This window comes from Pseudoalteromonas sp. SCSIO 43101 (genome assembly GCF_023650775.1).
GTDB classification, from domain to species: domain Bacteria; phylum Pseudomonadota; class Gammaproteobacteria; order Enterobacterales; family Alteromonadaceae; genus Pseudoalteromonas; species Pseudoalteromonas apostichopi.
In genome coordinates this window covers 2,765,754-2,782,609 of the sequence record NZ_CP072673.1, presented here as the reverse complement: position 1 = coordinate 2,782,609, position 16,856 = coordinate 2,765,754, and the positions used below count along the sequence as shown (strand labels likewise).

13 protein-coding genes are annotated in these 16,856 nt (G+C 40.0%); 9 read left to right on the top strand and 4 right to left on the bottom strand.

The features are described from left to right. The first annotated feature begins 58 nt into the window (after positions 1 to 58). The 5 genes from J8Z25_RS12915 (at position 59) to J8Z25_RS12890 (ending at position 9,915) form a co-directional block, all read left to right on the top strand. Positions 59 to 1,033 carry a GGDEF domain-containing protein gene (locus J8Z25_RS12915; RefSeq protein WP_178927344.1) on the top strand — a complete coding sequence of 325 codons (975 nt, stop codon included), beginning with the start codon at positions 59 to 61 and terminating at the stop codon, positions 1,031 to 1,033. Positions 1,034 to 1,099: 66 nt separating this feature from the next. After that, positions 1,100 to 1,459, top strand: coding sequence for a glutathione S-transferase N-terminal domain-containing protein (locus J8Z25_RS12910; RefSeq protein ID WP_054560852.1), 360 nt, complete (start codon positions 1,100 to 1,102; stop codon positions 1,457 to 1,459). An 80-nt stretch (positions 1,460 to 1,539) separates the two neighbouring features. After that, on the top strand, positions 1,540 to 3,024 hold the full coding sequence (gene gltX, locus J8Z25_RS12905; protein ID WP_130050755.1) for a glutamate--tRNA ligase: 1,485 nt from the start codon (positions 1,540 to 1,542) through the stop codon (positions 3,022 to 3,024). A gap of 394 nt (positions 3,025 to 3,418) precedes the next feature. Further along, complete coding sequence (locus J8Z25_RS20805; RefSeq protein ID WP_284693401.1) at positions 3,419 to 8,740, top strand: S8 family serine peptidase; 5,322 nt, start codon at positions 3,419 to 3,421, stop codon at positions 8,738 to 8,740. A 332-nt stretch (positions 8,741 to 9,072) separates the two neighbouring features. Next, complete coding sequence (locus J8Z25_RS12890; protein WP_167658762.1) at positions 9,073 to 9,915, top strand: MipA/OmpV family protein; 843 nt, start codon at positions 9,073 to 9,075, stop codon at positions 9,913 to 9,915. Here the strand turns inward: J8Z25_RS12890 and J8Z25_RS12885 are convergent. From J8Z25_RS12885 to J8Z25_RS20860, 3 genes are read right to left on the bottom strand one after another with little or no spacing between them, the layout of a single operon-like run. Next, a complete protein-coding gene (locus J8Z25_RS12885; protein WP_130050758.1) occupies positions 9,899 to 11,089 on the bottom strand; it encodes an ATP-binding protein in 1,191 nt (396 codons plus the stop codon). The two genes, J8Z25_RS12890 and J8Z25_RS12885, sit on opposite strands and share 17 nt — an antisense overlap. Further along, complete coding sequence (locus tag J8Z25_RS12880; RefSeq protein WP_130050759.1) at positions 11,086 to 11,775, bottom strand: response regulator transcription factor; 690 nt, start codon at positions 11,773 to 11,775, stop codon at positions 11,086 to 11,088. The genes J8Z25_RS12885 and J8Z25_RS12880 overlap by 4 nt, the downstream gene beginning before the upstream one ends. After that, positions 11,775 to 12,176: a DUF3019 domain-containing protein gene (locus J8Z25_RS20860; protein WP_130050760.1), complete on the bottom strand. Its 402-nt coding sequence runs from the start codon at positions 12,174 to 12,176 to the stop codon at positions 11,775 to 11,777. The genes J8Z25_RS12880 and J8Z25_RS20860 overlap by 1 nt, the downstream gene beginning before the upstream one ends. Before the next feature lie 538 nt (positions 12,177 to 12,714). On the opposite strand from J8Z25_RS20860, the gene J8Z25_RS12875 reads away from it, so the two are divergent. The 4 genes from J8Z25_RS12875 (at position 12,715) to J8Z25_RS12860 (ending at position 15,764) form a co-directional block, all read left to right on the top strand. After that, positions 12,715 to 13,416 (top strand): DUF3581 domain-containing protein, encoded by a 702-nt coding sequence (locus J8Z25_RS12875; RefSeq protein WP_250661163.1) that lies wholly within the window; start codon positions 12,715 to 12,717, stop codon positions 13,414 to 13,416. A 95-nt stretch (positions 13,417 to 13,511) separates the two neighbouring features. After that, positions 13,512 to 14,747 carry a DEAD/DEAH box helicase gene (locus tag J8Z25_RS12870; RefSeq protein ID WP_167658765.1) on the top strand — a complete coding sequence of 412 codons (1,236 nt, stop codon included), beginning with the start codon at positions 13,512 to 13,514 and terminating at the stop codon, positions 14,745 to 14,747. Positions 14,748 to 14,795: 48 nt separating this feature from the next. Beyond that, entirely contained in the window at positions 14,796 to 15,287 is a 492-nt protein-coding gene (locus J8Z25_RS12865; protein ID WP_250661162.1) for a GAF domain-containing protein, read from the top strand. 6 nt (positions 15,288 to 15,293) lie between these two features. Then, the gene (locus J8Z25_RS12860; protein WP_250661161.1) at positions 15,294 to 15,764 is read left to right on the top strand and encodes a GGDEF domain-containing protein; all 471 of its coding nucleotides are present in this window, start codon (positions 15,294 to 15,296) and stop codon (positions 15,762 to 15,764) included. Here the strand turns inward: J8Z25_RS12860 and J8Z25_RS12855 are convergent. Next, on the bottom strand, positions 15,761 to 16,717 hold the full coding sequence (locus J8Z25_RS12855; protein ID WP_130050764.1) for a methylenetetrahydrofolate reductase: 957 nt from the start codon (positions 16,715 to 16,717) through the stop codon (positions 15,761 to 15,763). The genes J8Z25_RS12860 and J8Z25_RS12855 overlap by 4 nt on opposite strands. Between the last annotated feature and the right edge of the window lie 139 nt (positions 16,718 to 16,856).

Below are 16,856 nucleotides of genomic sequence, written 5' to 3'. Positions count from 1 at the left end.
GTAAATCTGATAAAGTTAACTAAACTAAAGTGAGAAACAGCTTTTGAGGCTTTAATAGATGGCAGCTAACCCTTGCGGACATGACTGGGTTGTAGATATTACGCAGCAAGAAGATGAATTAGGGTTGGATCGGGCACTAATTAATGCCGTGACTGAGTTAGAAGGATTCTCTCGCTTTGCTATCTATATTAATAAGTTCTTTAAACCAGGCCTTCCAGCACGACTTTTAAATAGAGATTCTGTTATCGAAGAGCTCAGCGAACATGAAGTCAATGAGCTCATCGAAAAAGTCAGCCGTAATAAAATTCGTATTAGCCGTAACTATGGGTATGTTTCTACCTATGTGCCTATTTATTTCATGGGTAACGTTATTGGTGTGTTAGTAATTGAGTCAGAGAAAGAGCTTTCAGAGCGTGTAAGTATGTTAGCTATTTACATGCTTAATATATATGCCAATCAGGTATCTTTGCTTTATAAATCTCAATTAGATCCTTTAACTGAACTGCTTAACAGACAGACCTTTGATAAAAAAGTAATTGAAATAGCTTCAGAAGCCTCATTGCATACCAAGGAGCTTGACTCTAAGTATCGTCATTGGTATCTGGCTATAGTCGATATTGATCACTTTAAACGTGTGAATGATAATTATGGCCACGTTATTGGTGATGAAGTTATCTTGTTAGTGGCACAACTATTAAAAAATAACTTTCGCATTGAAGATTACGTTTTTCGTTATGGCGGTGAAGAATTTGCCGTGTTATTTCAAGCAAGTGACGAGTTAGATGCACGAAATGCTCTTAACCGTTTTCGAGGTTGTGTTGCAGAATACCCATTTCCTCAGGTTGGTAATTTAACTGTGAGTAGTGGTTTTATGCCGGTTTACGAGTTTGAAATGGTTGCAAGCCTTGTACAAAAAGCCGATCAAGCCCTATACCATTCTAAAAATAGTGGACGAAATTGCGTTACTGCTTATTCCGAATTAGATATCCAACAAAGCCAACCTCTAGATGATGATTCAATAGAGTTGTTTTAAGGTGTTGCAGAGCGCCTTGCTGTGTTAAAATTGCCCACTATTTTTAGAACCCTATGAGAAGGTGAGATGAAGTTCGTTCGTTGGTTATTAGGCCGCATCATTTTGTTTTTTGATTTTGTATTCACACCACGTAGTAAAAAGCGTCCGGCAGCTGAGCAAGCGGCGCTTGATTCAGTAACATCACAATTTAAGCTATATCAATTTAAGGCCTGCCCATTTTGCGTGAAAGTACGTCGTGCTATTAAACGCCAAGGTCTATCAGTTGAAACCCGTGATGCAAAAGGTAACGAGCAGTTTCGCCAAGAGCTTTTAGAGCAGGGCGGAAAAGTTAAAGTACCATGTTTACGTATTGAAGAAAACGGCCAAGTAACTTGGTTGTATGAATCAAACGATATCATTGCTTATTTAGATAAAGTCGCTGCTTAAGGCGGCTTTTCACTTCGATTATAGTCCGTGCTGTGCTAGCATTTGGGCAAATTTTTAATTGTCTTTTGAGAGATATTACCATGACAATTCGCACCCGTGTTGCTCCGTCACCAACTGGCGACCCGCACCTAGGTACTGCATACATCGCATTATTTAATTACTGTTTTGCTAAGCAGCAAGGCGGTGAGTTTGTGCTACGTATTGAAGATACAGACCAAGTTCGTAGTACACCAGAATCAGAGCAAGCTATTATGGATAGCTTAAAATGGTTAGGCTTGAACTGGGATCACGGTCCAGATGTAGGCGGTGAGTTTGGTCCATACCGTCAATCTGAGCGTAGCGATTTATATAAGAAATTTGCGCATCAGCTAGTTGAGCAAGGTAAAGCATTTTACTGTTTTGCAACGAGCGAAGAACTTGACCAAATGCGTGAAGAGCAAATGGCAGAAGGCCTACGCCCAAAATACGACGGTCGTGGTTTAAATCTTTCTGAAGATGAAATTAAAGCGAATCTTGAAGCTGGTAAACCTTACGTAATACGTATGAAGATCCCAAGCGAGGGTACGTTTAAGTTTAACGATTATCTGCGTGGCGAGATTGAGATCCCATGGGAAAATGTAGACATGCAAGTGCTACTTAAAGCTGATGGTTTCCCAACTTACTTCCTTGCAAACGTTGTTGATGATCACCACATGCAAATTAGCCATATTTTCCGTGGTGAAGAATGGATCAACTCAGCGCCTAAGCTATTAAAATTATATGAAGATTTTGGTTGGGAAGCGCCTGTATTAGGTCACTTACCGTTACTTCGTAACCCAGATAAATCAAAGCTATCTAAGCGTAAAAACCCAACTTCAATCAATTACTACAAAGAAATGGGTTACCTACCAGAGGCACTATTAAACTATTTAGGCCGTATGGGTTGGTCAATGCCAGACGAGCGTGAAAAGTTCACGTTAGCAGAGATGATAGAACACTTTGATATGAAACGAGTGTCGCTTGGTGGTCCTATCTTTGATATTGATAAGTTAAGCTGGTTAAACGGTATGTGGATCCGTGAAAACTTATCTGATGCAGAACTAATGCAACGTTTTGTTGATTGGAAATTTAATTCAGAGCTATTCGCGAAAGTATTACCAGAAGCAAAAACGCGTATTAATACGCTTTCTGACATGGTTGATCTTGCCGGTCACTTTGTGGGTGGTATTCCAAGCTATGATCCTGCACTATTAACAGCAGGTAAAGCTGATGAAGACGTAATCCGTCAAGCATTACAGTTCTTCATCTGGCAATTAGAAGGCTTACGCAGTTGGGAAAAACCAGCGATTTTTGCAATCGCAAAAGAAGTGGCGACTTTCCATGAACTGAAGATTAAAGACTTCCTAGAGCCAATCTTTGTGGCTATCACAGGTAAGACTTCATCAACATCAGTACTTGATGCAATGGAAATTTTAGGCTCTGACTTATCACGTGCTCGTTTACGTGTTGCACTAGCACACCTAGGTGTGTCTAAAAAGCAAGCGAAAAAAATTGAGCGTGCATATCGCGATTATCCACAAGCTTAATCGTACAATTAGTTGCAAAAACCGAGCTTATGCTCGGTTTTTTGTTTTTGAAATCAAGCTAATTCACACTTTTAACAACATGCTTAATTAAGAGGTCTATTTTAATGCAAGAACCCCTTGTCAGTAACAAGGAAATAGTTGTTGGTTACTCAACCCTCCTTCGTTTTTTATAAAACTATTCGCGTGCAGCTTTCCTATAACATTCAATAGGAATGGGGATTTTAAAAAGATTTGCCCTTTTCAAAGTAATTTCCATGTTAACAATGCGTACAAAGCGCTACACGAATTTGCAACAGTTTTAAAACACCCTGTGGTTATATTGTAATTGTAAGCCGGAGATGGATATTCATGGTGCTTCAATAATTATTCAAATTAACTATCCAGGGGATACTTTATGCAAGTGAAAACACTCTCGATTGCTGTTGCCGCAGCTCTCTATAGTGCCAGCGCTGCTCATGCAGTAGGTGTTGATAACAATCTAGTCAAACACCAATTAAAAGCACCTAATATTACATTTGAAGAAGTAAAAGCGTTTAGCAAAGAGCTTAGTCAAGGTAACTCTTCAAGCATGTTGCAAAATGATGGTCTTAATGTTCAGCTAAACAGCAAAGCTAATAAATTTAAAGAAGAAGGCATTGATGGCGAACATATTTACATCATTCGTTTACGTGATAATGCTGTTGCCCTAGAAGCACGCGATTTAACCTCGCCATTATCACAATCACTTCAAGCACAAGGCGTTTCAAAAGTATTCGAAAAAGGTCAAGCGGCAGTCTCTGCCGTAACTGATTATCAAAATAAATTGCTTTCAAAACAAAGCACTGTAATGCAAAGCGTCACAGCTGTGACTGGTCGTACAGAGATGCGTCGTCAATTCACTAAAGCATTAAATGGTTTCTCTGTAAAAATGACAGAGCAAGAAGCAATGCGCGTTGCTGAGCTTGGTGCGGTTGTTTCTGTGATGCGCTCTAAGAACTATGACTTGCTTTCAGATGAAGGTCCTAAGCACATTGGCGCAGATCAAGTTTGGGATGGTTCAAGCGTTCCAAGTGGCATCAAGGGCAAAGGTGAAGGTCAAATCGTTGGTATCATCGATACAGGTATTAACTCAGATCACCCATCATTTGCGGCCGTTGGCGGTGATGGTTACGAACATGAAAACCCATTTGGTGCGGGCGTTTATGTAGGTGACTGTGTTGAAGAACCTGAAGAAATTCAATGTAATAATAAATTAATCGGTGTGCGTTCTTATGATGTGATCACTGATTCGTTTGATGCCATGATCCCTGGTTGGCCAGCAATTGGTGAAGATTATCAAGGTCACGGTTCGCATGTTGCATCAACTGCTGCTGGTAACGTGGTTAAGAACGTACCATTTATGCTTCCAAGCTACGGTGAAAATACCGATGGTAATATTTTAAAAGAAGACCTTTTCCCTGAAATCTCAGGTGTGGCACCGCACGCAAATATTATTGCTTATCAAGTATGTTACCCATCAAGTGATGAATACGTTGGCTGTCCCGGCGAGGCACTTGTTGCAGGTATTGAAGATGCAATATCGGATGGTGTTGATGTAATCAACTTTTCAATCGGCGGTGCAGACTCAAATGTTTGGGCAGATCCAGTGCAACTAGCATTCTTAGCAGCACGAGAAGCGGGTATCAACGTTGCAGCTGCGGCTGGTAACAGTGGTCAAGCTTGTGGTTCATCAGAATGTTTTGGTTATCTTGATAACTCATCACCTTGGCTTGCACAAGTTGCTGCAACAACTCATGGTCGTACTGTCGCTGTTGAAACTGCGGTAGAGTTTGCAGGCTTTGCGGACGAAACTTTGGGTTCAGAAGTACCAAGCTGGTCAGAAATGGGGCTTGTTGGGGGGTCAATCAACAGTGAAGAAATTACTGGTGTGGTTGTTTGGGCTAAAGATTACGAAGACGTAAATGGCTTTAAAGATTACAACGGTTACTGTACTGCAGATTACCCAGAAAATACTTTTAACTTCTACAAAGATGGTACTGAAATCGCAGGTGCGGCCGATGGTAGCACGAATGTTATTGTTATCTGTCAGCGCCATGATGCCAATGACCCAGAAGCTAACGCGCGAACCGCAAAAGTAGATCATGTTAAAGCAGGTGGTGCAGATGGTTTCATCCTGTTTAACCGTGACCGTGATCAAGGTACTGTTCCTCAAAGCTATTCATTACCAGGCGTTCACTTTACATATGAGCAATGGAATGGAGTATACCCAGAAGATGGTTTAGAAGACTGGGTAGATAGTAATTCAGAGAAAGGCCACATGGTTACTATTAAACCAACCGTAATTGAGCGTCGTGTGGATGCTGAAGATGCGGATTGGCTAGCTACTTTCTCATCACGTGGTCCGTCATACTCAAACGTTGAAGTTTTAGCGCCGACTCTAGCTGCACCAGGTGTAGATATTTACGCAGCTTACTCTGATGAGCATCCGTTCGTGACGCCGCATGGTCAAGATTATGCGGCAATCAGCGGCACGTCGATGGCATCACCACATGTTGCCGGTTCAATGGCATTACTTCGTCAGGTTCACCCTGATTGGACTGCTGCTGAAGTACAATCAGCATTATCAATGACAGCTGAGAATGTTGTTAAATATCACCGTTTAAACGACCAAAATGATGTGGTTGCAGATGCGAAAACTTATCGCTCTGGTGCTGGTCGAATTAATGTAGCATTAGCAGCAAAGGCTGGCTTTGTTATGGATGAAACTGCTGATAACTTTTTAGCAGCAGATCCATACAATGGTGGTACGCCGCATAAATTAAACTTACCAAACCTTGTTAACTTCTCATGTGCGCCAGAGTGTCAGTGGGTTCGTACCATTAAGGCAACTGAAGATGGCACGTGGACTGTAAGTCATGAAGATGTTGAAAACTGGGCGTTTGATGTTAATTCACAATCAGCTCAAAACGGTGTGAACATTGATATCTTCCCGAAAACCTTCACGCTGAAAAAAGGTGAAACACAAACAATCATTGTTAAAGCATCAATCATGGATACCCAAGATTGGTTCAGTAACTCTGAAGTTGAGCTTCATACAAACCTTGTTTTCCAAGCCGAAGAAGCGGATATCCCAGATGCGCATTGGCCTGTGGCGTTCAAATATGACCGTGGTAACTTACCATCATCATTAGAGACGACAGCTCACTCTAATGAGGGAACATATGTTGCTAAGGGCATTGTATTGCCAAATGTAGAAGCGCCAGTAGCACGTGCATATCAGCCAGTAAAAGCAGATATCACAACGGTGACTTTACCAAAAGATGATGAACGTACCTTCCCTTGGACGATGAACCGCACAGGTGATGTGGATACAGCTGATATTTTAGATGAAGCAACATTTACTAAGTTTGTGACAGTACCAGCTAACTCAAAACGTTTTATTGCAGAAACTGTTGCTGTTGAATCTGAACTAGAAGGCACCTTGAACGTATTAAACCCTATTATTTATGTAGGTAAAGACTACAATGGTGATGGGATTGTTCAGCCACAAGATGAAATTTTGTGTGCATCTAACCACAAGATTTATAAAAACTTCTGTAATATTAATAACCCAGAAGAAGGCGAGTATTGGGTTGTTGCTTATAGTCCGAATAAAGCGTCAGTGGGTGCAGTTGAAGAAACCTTTGAACTTGCAACAGCGGTTGTCTCAGACCAAGTTGCTTCAGGTATGACTGCGAGCCTTCCAGGAAGTGATGGTCAAAATACTGTTGAAATGACTGTTGACTGGGATATGGACCTTGATGCTGACAGTGTGTACTACTCACTTCTTGATGTAGGCACGTCGGCAGTAAACCATGGCAACCTAGGTTCTATTCCATTTAAGCTTAATCGTGGTAATGACGTTGCTCATCTTGATGCGCCATATACAGGTGCAAAAGTAGGCGATATGGTACCTTACACGTTTGAAGTGTTAGCGAATAACTCAGGTGTAGACCGTGAGTTCTCATTGGAACTTGATATCCCTGCAGGTCTTGATATCAAAGCAGAAAACGTAATGGTTTCAACAGCATCTGAAATCAATGTTGAAATTGCTGACGGCAAAGTAATTGTAACTGGCACACAAGCGGATACTCGCGATGTTGAGCCTGACTATATCGTAACCGATAACATCACTGATGAAATGTGCCGTACGCCTGATTTTGGTAACTCAAACCCAGGTGGCTATGTTGACTTGGCAGAGTTCGGTATTATGCCTATGCTATCTGGTTTTGATGAGGATAACCTGTACAACTCTCGCATGGGTTATTCACTCCCAATTGCTAGTTTTTATAATGGCGCATACGACACATTCAGCCTTTATAATAATGCTGAAAATACTAATATCCAAAACTCGATAATTCAAATTCGTGGTATGGGTACAGTAAACACCAATGGCAGCCGTTATTTCTACCCTGTGCATAATCCGTTCCCTTATAACTCATTCCCATATGAGAACATGGGTCCATTATGGCGTGGTTGGGAGTTTAGTGACCACGGTTTATTACGCTCTGTAATGTCGGTTGGCTTATCGTCTGACGAAGGTATTTCACTTGCAAGCACAACAACAGGTTGGGGTATCGTTGAGTGGGATAACGCATCAGACTACGACAACCCTGTTTATGATCGCTCTACGGGTAAATACACTTATACAAAACGTGATAACTCATTTGACTTCCAAGTGTTATTCAATGCTAATACTCGTTTTGGTAAAGGTGAACATGAAATTTACTACGCATACGATAATTTAGATTTTGGCAGCACTCGTCCTGCAGGTAGTATCGGCTTACAAGGTTTCCGTGGTGCGCAGTATGAGTATGGTCCACTTGAAAATTACCGTGGTATCCAAATTGCTTATAACAACCTAGATGAAGTAATTAGCGATGATTATGTTGTTTGTATGGATTACATAGGTCCAGAATCATCACAGTTTGAAGTGACTGCATGGGCTGAAGTTATGCCTTCGGCAGCAGGTCGAACACTTGAAGTTGGAGCGAAAGCTGCTATCTCAGGTCTTAATGACATGATTTCAACAGCGACACTGGCAATTCCGGGTAATATCACTGTTGTTGCACTTGATGACATGGTAACTACTGAGGAAACACCAATTAGCTTTGAAGTTCATCACATTGATGAGAAGAACTCGAAGAATGAAATCTCAGTAATTTCTGATGATGTTACCTATGAAGTTGATGGCGATACAGTAACGATTACACCAAACGAGAACTTCTCTGGTGAAACAGAAGTAACTGTAATGGTGTCTGATATCGAATATCCATCAGATGCTGCAAGTACAACCTTCATGTTAACGGTTGAAGCTGTTAATGACGCACCAGTTGTAGTTGTTGAAGCAAGTGCTCAGCAAGTTACTGAGGGCAGCGTTATTACCTTAGATGCATCTGCATCACATGATTTAGACAACGATGAGTTAACTTTCTCATGGGAAGGCCCAGGTGCAATAGCAAGCCCAGCATCAGCAATCACTGAAGTATCAGGTTTAACGGCTGGTGAGCATCAGTTTACTGTAACGGTAAGTGATGGTATTGAAGCGATGGAGCTTGGTGTAACTGTGACGGTAACCGCAGAAGAAACAACTGTGGTTCCTGAAGAAAAAGCGAAATCATCAAGTGGCTCACTTGCTTGGTTAACTATGTTATTAGCAGGTTTTGCAGGTGTTCGTCGCCGTGTAAAACGAAACTAATAAATCCCTAAGTATGTTATGTGACAAAGGGCCCTAGGGCCCTTTTTTGCGTCTAGTAAAACCTAATGGGCATTTATTAATAACCAAAAAGAATATCTAAAATTGAAAACCTATGTAGCAAAATGTACAGGCAGTTTTATATTTTTTTCAGTGTGTTAATTTAAAGATAAGGTATAAAAGGGATGCCTTGTGCACTTTGTATGGTAAAAAAATTATACAAAGATGCGTGCAAACGATATGATCGTTCCCGATTGGGTAAAGACTAAAAAGTTTTTAGTAGTATTAAGTTGTCATAATAATTATTTGTTATGACATAAAGGTGAATTGGGTTAATGAAGAAATTGTTTGGCTTAGTGTGTTGTTTATCTGCATCAACTGCATTTGCGCAGGTTGAAGGTATACAGCCGCAATTAATTAAAAAGTCGACAATACATGCCAGCATCACAGTTGGCTATGGGGGTATTGAAAACCCAGTACTTGATGCTGATGACGTCACTTCGCCAATTCTGCCAAGCTTTGCTTATTACAGTGATAATTGGTATTTCGATGACTTTTCTGTTGGCTACAGTTTATATGAAACAGAAAAGTTTTATGTCGATTTACTTGGTCGCTTTAATGACGATGGCTTTTTCTTTGAGCTTGATGGAGTAGATAAACTTTATGCGGTAGGTGTTGTAAGATCGAGTTCAGGAAGACCAACTTTACCAACAGCTTCACCCATTGAGCTAACGCCCATAGAGCGTGACCTTTCTTATATGGCTGGGCTATCGTCTGCTGTAAACGTTTATGATGACATCTGGTTAAGTGCAGCTTATGTGAACGATGTGACCAATGTTCATAATGGTTATGAAATCTTGTTTAACGGCTACCAAATATTTGAGCTGTTTTCTGGTACTGCTGGTATTGAGGCGGGCATTAATTACAAAAATGAAGAGTTGATTGACTATTATTACACAGTTTACCCAACTGAAAGTAAAACCCGCTTACTAAGCTACAATTTAGAAAGTGCCACCAACTACTATTTGAAAGTGAGCTATGAATATCCGATCAGCGATAGTTTCAGTCTTGATTTCAAACTCAAACATACATGGCTAGACAGCAACTTAGCCAATTCAAACATGATCAATAAAAACGGATACTTCTCAGGCTTTACAGGTATTACCTACCACTTTTAGGCCAGTGTATTGTGATTTGTGCACCGCCCGTTTGTGGGCAATTGGCTAAGCTTATTTTACCGCCATGCCAACTGGCAATACGATGAACTATATAAAGCCCTAATCCATAACCACTAGCCAACTTATCTCCTTCACCTTGTTTAAAAGGCTCAATCAGCGCATCTGCATTAATTGGTAAGCCAGGTCCATCATCTGCAATACTTATAAGGTAATAGCCCGCTTGTTCTTTACTGCTTATATGGATAGTGTTTTTTGCGTATTTAGTGGCATTGATCAGTAAATTTTGCACTGCAATAGCCATAAAGCTTGCTTCACAATAGGCAGTATCTACTTCAAGCGCTGAAATGAATTCGAGTTCTTTGTATAAATCGAATTTAGCTACTTCCGTATTGATAAGTTTAGTTAAGTTAACTTTCTCCTGATTAAACACGCTTTGCTGGTGCTCTAAGCGAGCAAACGATAAGTATTGCTCTAAACGTAATTCAATTTCATCGATATCGCGTTCTATTTGCCTACTTTCTTGTGATTCTAACTCAGCAATCGATAAAGCAAATCGCATACGGGTAAGAGGCGTACGAATTTCATGAGAAATAATGCGTGATAAATCGTTATGTAATTGCACAAATTTATTAATGCGCTCAGACATATGGGTAAACGTGCTAGCCAATGGCGCGATAGATGAATTAGGTTTTATATCTAGCTCTATCCGCTGAGGCTTTTTGCTAAAGTGGTAGGCTGCGCGTTGTAATAAACTCAAATCACGAAATACAGGGCGAATGAACAACAAGATCATGGCACCAAGTAAAAAGTAAAAGGCAAAAAATGCAAACCAGTCAGTCTTTGCTTGTGAAATCAAGGAAATAGGGCCTATTTTTTGAATGCTGCCGAAACTTCCTTTCAGGTATATATACTGCTGATTATTCTCGGTGACGCTGATAATGCCATCTTTATTGAAACTAGCTTGCAATGAATCGGGTAACACAAGTTCGTTTTGGTTAAAGGTACTGATCCTCGATGCTTTTTGCTCTGCGATTTGCGCAAGTTCTGCGACGCTGATTTGCACACTCGGTATCTGCTCAGAGAAAAATTGATTATAAAGCTGACCAAAAGCCAAAACTAAGGCAATTAAGCTGACAGTGATAATTAAATACAGCTTAAAAAATTGCTGTTTCATATTTTTGAAATATCCAGGCTGTATCCTTTACCCCGAACAGACTTAATATCCAACGACTCCTTATGTTTGCTAATGGTTTCTTTAAGCTTTTTACGTAAACGGCTAATTTTTAAATCAATAGCTCGGTCAAGTCCATCATACTCACGACCAATAACATGCTTAAATAATACTTCTCGAGAAACCGGTTGGGGTGTGCTTTTAGCTAGATAGGCAATGATCTCAAACTCACTTTCATTGAGGTTCAATGCGGTATTATGAAAGTAGATATCACGTTTTTTAGTGTCGATACGCAAAATATCACTTTGATGTGAAAAGTTATCTTGGCCAACAGTATGGGCGATAATTGTTTTAACCTTAGCTAATAACAGTTCAGGCTTAATGGGTTTTACAAGGTAGTCATAGGCGCCTAAGTTCAAACCTTTAATTTGTGATTGTACTGAGTCCAGCGCTGTTAAAAAAATGACAGGGCAACTGTACTTTTCTTTCAACTGGGAAATTAACTCAAAGCCATTGCCATCCGGTAGCATAACATCACAAATAATCAGTGAAGGCATGAAGGTGATTTCACTGCTACGGTAAGCCTCTGTAGTATTAAACACATCAATTGTATAGCCATGCTTTAACAAAAATGTTTGAATTAAGCTTGCTAATTTCACATCATCTTCAATTATAAAAATATGCTGCATTATAAACTCCAGCCAAAGCGCCGCTTTATTCGGTAATCTTTAGCTTCATAGCTTGCTATTGAGAGTAGTTGTTGTTTAACAACCTGATTACTCAATGGATTTATTAATTTCACAGTAAGTGGGTGCTCAGTTTTAATCTTAAACTTTTCGCTAATTAAACCTCCTTGTTTATAACACTGCGTATACTGTGGACGCTGAGTTATTTCTAAACAAAGCTCTTTAAAGGGAGCAATTCGAAAATGAATTTGTATATTAAATTCACAGACCTTTTGTTTCGTATCTGTCACACACACGGTGGGAGAGACTTTAAAAAAAGGTTGCTCAGGATTGTCATCACTTAAGCAAAGCGACGAAAAACAAAGACAAAAAAACAGCAATAGCCAACTTAATCGGTATATCATCTAACCAAGTCTCTGTTTTTTAATAGTCTTTTCTTCAAAGTAACAATAACCATCGAAAATTGATGTAATCTGCTCAACTCACTTTGAGTACTCATTTTTTTGCCGCTTATTATAATTGTTATTTATGCAGCCTATGAGCGGCGATTACACGATAAAAAAGCGGTTCTATCATACCTTACTTATCGTTGTAGCTACAAATAGGTGCTATGCAAAGCCTGTATTTTCAGCTTGTTGGCATATTTCTTAATGTTTAAAAAGTTAGTTTGTTGTTTTAAAAAGAAAACTGAATTTATATTTAGTTTTAGCTAATAGTTTTTCATTATGTTTAGCTGAGTCTAAGTGTTTACTAATCTGCTTTATTTGTTAATCCTTTCGTACAAATTGATACAATTTAGATTTAGCCTATCGAAACCAATATTTTAGCTGATGTCATTAAACATCTCCTAAGTTCGTGATTTATAATTAACAGATTCGACCTCTATTTTCTATTTTTCTGGTAGTATAGTCAGGTTATAAGTAGTTTAAGCAGTGAACAATTATGTTAAGTCCTTATTATCAGCAGCATGCTGATTACGTTTCTATCTCACGTGAGCAAGGCTGTCGTTTCGCCAAATTAGTGGCTGATGATTTCAATCCGTTACACGATAAAGACGCTAAAAAGTTTTGTGTACCGGGCGATTTACTTTTTTCGCTGGTTTTAAACCGTTACGGCATAAGTGAAAAAATGGAGTTTACTTTCGCTGGTATGGTTGATGAAAATTCAAAGCTAACTTTCCCTGATGGTGCTGATGAATTTGCGATTACCGATGGCGAAAAAGTAATGCTAAAAGTTAAACGAGAAGGTGCTGTTAGCCAGTGTCCAGAATTAACGAATAGCTTAATTAAAAATTATGTTGAGTTTTCTGGTACTACGTTTCCGCATGTCATCATCCCATTAATGGGTAAGCAAGACGTGATGATCAACCCTGCGCGCCCTATGGTGATTTACGAGTCAATGCTGATTAACCTAGATCGTCTTGATATTAGCGCACCTGAATTACAATTTGCTGAACCTGATTTTGAATTTACTGGCAAGCGCGGAAAAATTACGCTTCGCTTTAACCTTTTAGAAAACGGCAAGAAAGTAGGCTCAGGTGAAAAGCACATGCTTGTATCTGGTATTCGTGATTATTGCCAAGCAACGGTTGATGACTTAATTAGTTTTTATAATCACCGTAAAGAATCACTTAAACCAGAGTAATCTCTACATTTGCTATAAAGGGCGCTCATTGCGCCTTTTTTGTTGCTGATGTTCAGCGTACAATAGCGTTTTTATAGCCAAATGTACTTCAGAATATGTCAGTAGCGACCTTTTCAGAGTTAAATCTTGCACCTGCATTGCTAAGTGCTTTGCAAGAAGAGAATTATCACACCCCCACAGCAATTCAAGCGCAAACCATCCCACTCATTTTAGCGGGAGCTGATGTAATGGGCAGTGCACAAACCGGAACGGGCAAAACAGCCGCCTTTGTTTTACCACTACTGCACAACTTGATGTCTGCTGAAGTACTCCCTGATGCTGTTAAGGTACTTATTTTAACGCCCACCCGAGAGCTCGCTCAGCAAGTATTTGCAAGTGTAGAGCGCTATGCTGCGCACACAGATATAAAAGCGGCGCTTGCTTATGGCGGCGCCAGTATTGGCCCACAAATTAAAGCCATAAAAGCTGCACAGGTTGTCATCGCAACACCTGGGCGCTTACTTGATCATGTGATCAAGGGCAGTATTAAGCTCTCTAGTATTAATGCTTTGGTATTCGATGAAGCTGATCGCATGCTTGATATGGGCTTTATTGACGAGATCAATCGTATCTTGCGTCACGTGCCAAAAGATCGTCAAACCTTACTGTTTTCAGCAACATTTGACGACAGCATCTTTAAGCTAAGTAAGCAGTTATTGAATGATCCTAAATTAGTTGAAGTAAATAAACGCAACTCAGCAGCGGTTGAAGTTGAGCAGCTAGTTTATGCGGTTGATGAAGATCGTAAGCGTGAACTGGTATCGCATATGATCGGTATGAAGAATTGGCAGCAAGTACTAATATTCACTCGTACTAAACAAACCGCTGATGTGCTTGCAAAAGAAATGTGTAAAGACGGTTTAAAAACTGAATCTATTCATGGTGATAAAAGCCAAGGAGCACGAGATAAAGCGCTACATAACTTTAAATCCGGTGCAACAAGAGTACTGGTAGCGACAGATGTTGCTGCTCGTGGCCTTGATATTGCTTCGTTAAAGTATGTAATCAATTACGAACTGCCTTATGTGGCCGAAGATTATGTACACCGTATTGGTCGTACAGGTCGTGCTGGCGAGAAAGGGATGGCGATGTCGCTGGTTAGTATTGATGAGCAATGGTTACTGGATGAAATAGATATCTTACTCGACACGAGACTTACTCCACAGTGGTTACCAGGATATGAGCCTGATTTAACCAAAGAGCCAAAACAGGTTCGTAAAAATACAAATAAAGCACGGCGCTCGCGTGATAAAAAACGCATCTTAGGGCAAAAAAGTAGGAGACGTTCCTAAATTTGGCATATATTTATACTATCCTCAGGCTAAAGTTGAGAGTTTAGTATGTTAGAAGAAAATAAGTGGGTTTTTCGCCGCGCTGATAAACAATTTTCCTTAGAAAAGTGGCAGAAAACAATTAATCTCATGACTGAGTTGTTTTCTGCTCCTGCGGGTTTTATCGTCCATAAAACTGACAATGTTTATCGTATTATTGTATCCAGTGAGCAGCAAGAAAACCCCTATGAAGCAGGGGCTGAATTAAATGCTGACGATAATATCTTCTGTAAAAAAGTTGTGCGAGATATGGCACCACTTTATGTTGATCATGCAAGTAAAGACTCTCAGTGGGATGATAGCCCACTAGTGAAAGATGGTTTTGAATCTTACCTTGGTGTACCTATTAGTTGGCCTAATGGTGAACCGTTTGGCACATTTTGTGTAATGGATTTTAAGCAGACTCACTATCAACAGAGCTTTTTAGAATTAATAGAGCAACTTCGCGATATGGTTGAGGACGACCTTGCTTTGTTAGATAATTTTACGCAGATGCGTTAAATTGCCATGCTCGATTCACTTACCAATATTTATAATCGCCGCGCAATAGACCTACTTTGCCAACATAAACTGAATATATCGAAACGTCTTGGCTTTGACATTAGCTGTTTGTTTATTGATATAAACAGTTTTAAACCGCTCAACGATACTTACGGCCATGAAGTTGGCGATCTCGCGCTTATTTGTTTAGCTGACACTATGAAAGAGTGTCTTCGTGAAACCGATATTATTGGCCGCTTAGGGGGCGATGAGTTTATTGCTTTATTGCAAGTTCAGCCAGGTGATTGCATAGAAAGCATAGCCGATAAGCTCAACACCACCTATCAATCTAATTTAGCAAAGCGGGGCATTCCAGTTACGAGTTTAAGTATTGGTTCTGGGGTGATAGCTCAGCCAAAAGAAAACTTTGCTGAGCTATTAAAACGAGCAGATGAAGATATGTATGAGAAAAAGCAAGCCTCGAAGGCAGCACGTTAAGCTATTTGTTTCTCAGCTAGGTTCAGCTCCATGGTCGCTTTAAGTAAACGATAAAGGTTAATTGACGCATCAATTTCTTCTTTACGATTAGTTAAGCTTTCGATATTTAAACCGAGCGGTACATCTAAATGCGCGCAGCTTTGTAAAATTAAGTCAAGATTCTCACGGCAAATACGCACCGATTCACTCAATGTATTTGCCGAATCTAACATACGGTACTTAGTCGCCTCTGGGACCGAAATTCCTAACCACTCCATAAATTCTAAGGTTTTTTCACCGCCACATGGAGTAAACGTTAGAATAATACGCTTTGGGGTTGTGCCTTGTGCTTTACAGCTGCGGGCATAGCTGGTGATCAAATCAATAGTCGCTTGGGCATTGTAAACGGCTTGTGAGATGAAAAACTTACAGCCTTGCGCTGTTTTTTCGACTAAACGCTCATGTTCATTACGTTTGCTAGCGTGACGCTCTGCAATAGTAACGCCACCTAAAAATACATCGCTATTCTGTTTTACTAGCGTTTTATACGCATCAGAAAGGCTTAATTTGATGTCACCATGAGATGATGGACTACCTACTAGCACTAAGTTCTTTAATTCAAAATCATTTCGAGTTTCATTTAACCACTCGGTAAACTCAGCTTCACCACGTTGGGCAACACTTTTATAAGTGATTACATCCAGTTGTGAGAGGCTGCGAAGTAGTTGACTATATTCACGTGGATCAACCGTTTCTTTAAACGGAAAAGGGCGCGGTTTAGCAATTCGGCTGCTTTCATCTTGAATGTCGTAAATGATCACACCATCGTATTCAATTTCGTGCAAGCGACCTAGTAGCTTTTGGGCAATAGTTTCAAGCATGGCTTTATCAGTACCTGATTTTGGTGGTGTGGTACCGATAAGGTAGACGCCTTGATTGGTGTCTTCAATTTTCTCTTGTAATGATAAAGCCATAATCCTCATTCCAGCTTGTGCTAATGTCTATGTAAACAATATAGCAGCCATTTAGACGTCTAGATAGATTTTTCTGATGAAAGTTTTTCAATGACTATGAATTTTACTCAAGTTGAATGTGAGGTGTTCTACGAAATTG

Excerpts from the sequence above, each read along its gene's own strand:
- J8Z25_RS12865 (WP_250661162.1), top strand. The coding sequence starts at position 14,796 with ATGTTAGAAGAAAATAAGTGGGTTTTTCGCCGCGCTGATAAACAATTT.
- J8Z25_RS12910 (WP_054560852.1), top strand. The coding sequence starts at position 1,100 with ATGAAGTTCGTTCGTTGGTTATTAGGCCGCATCATTTTGTTTTTTGAT.
- gltX (WP_130050755.1), top strand. The coding sequence starts at position 1,540 with ATGACAATTCGCACCCGTGTTGCTCCGTCACCAACTGGCGACCCGCAC.
- J8Z25_RS12915 (WP_178927344.1), top strand. The coding sequence starts at position 59 with ATGGCAGCTAACCCTTGCGGACATGACTGGGTTGTAGATATTACGCAG.
- J8Z25_RS20860 (WP_130050760.1), bottom strand. The coding sequence starts at position 12,176 with ATGATATACCGATTAAGTTGGCTATTGCTGTTTTTTTGTCTTTGTTTT.
- J8Z25_RS12860 (WP_250661161.1), top strand. The coding sequence starts at position 15,294 with ATGCTCGATTCACTTACCAATATTTATAATCGCCGCGCAATAGACCTA.
- J8Z25_RS12875 (WP_250661163.1), top strand. The coding sequence starts at position 12,715 with ATGTTAAGTCCTTATTATCAGCAGCATGCTGATTACGTTTCTATCTCA.
- J8Z25_RS12855 (WP_130050764.1), bottom strand. The coding sequence starts at position 16,717 with ATGGCTTTATCATTACAAGAGAAAATTGAAGACACCAATCAAGGCGTC.
- J8Z25_RS12890 (WP_167658762.1), top strand. The coding sequence starts at position 9,073 with ATGAAGAAATTGTTTGGCTTAGTGTGTTGTTTATCTGCATCAACTGCA.
- J8Z25_RS20805 (WP_284693401.1), top strand. The coding sequence starts at position 3,419 with ATGCAAGTGAAAACACTCTCGATTGCTGTTGCCGCAGCTCTCTATAGT.
- J8Z25_RS12885 (WP_130050758.1), bottom strand. The coding sequence starts at position 11,089 with ATGAAACAGCAATTTTTTAAGCTGTATTTAATTATCACTGTCAGCTTA.
- J8Z25_RS12870 (WP_167658765.1), top strand. The coding sequence starts at position 13,512 with ATGTCAGTAGCGACCTTTTCAGAGTTAAATCTTGCACCTGCATTGCTA.
- J8Z25_RS12880 (WP_130050759.1), bottom strand. The coding sequence starts at position 11,775 with ATGCAGCATATTTTTATAATTGAAGATGATGTGAAATTAGCAAGCTTA.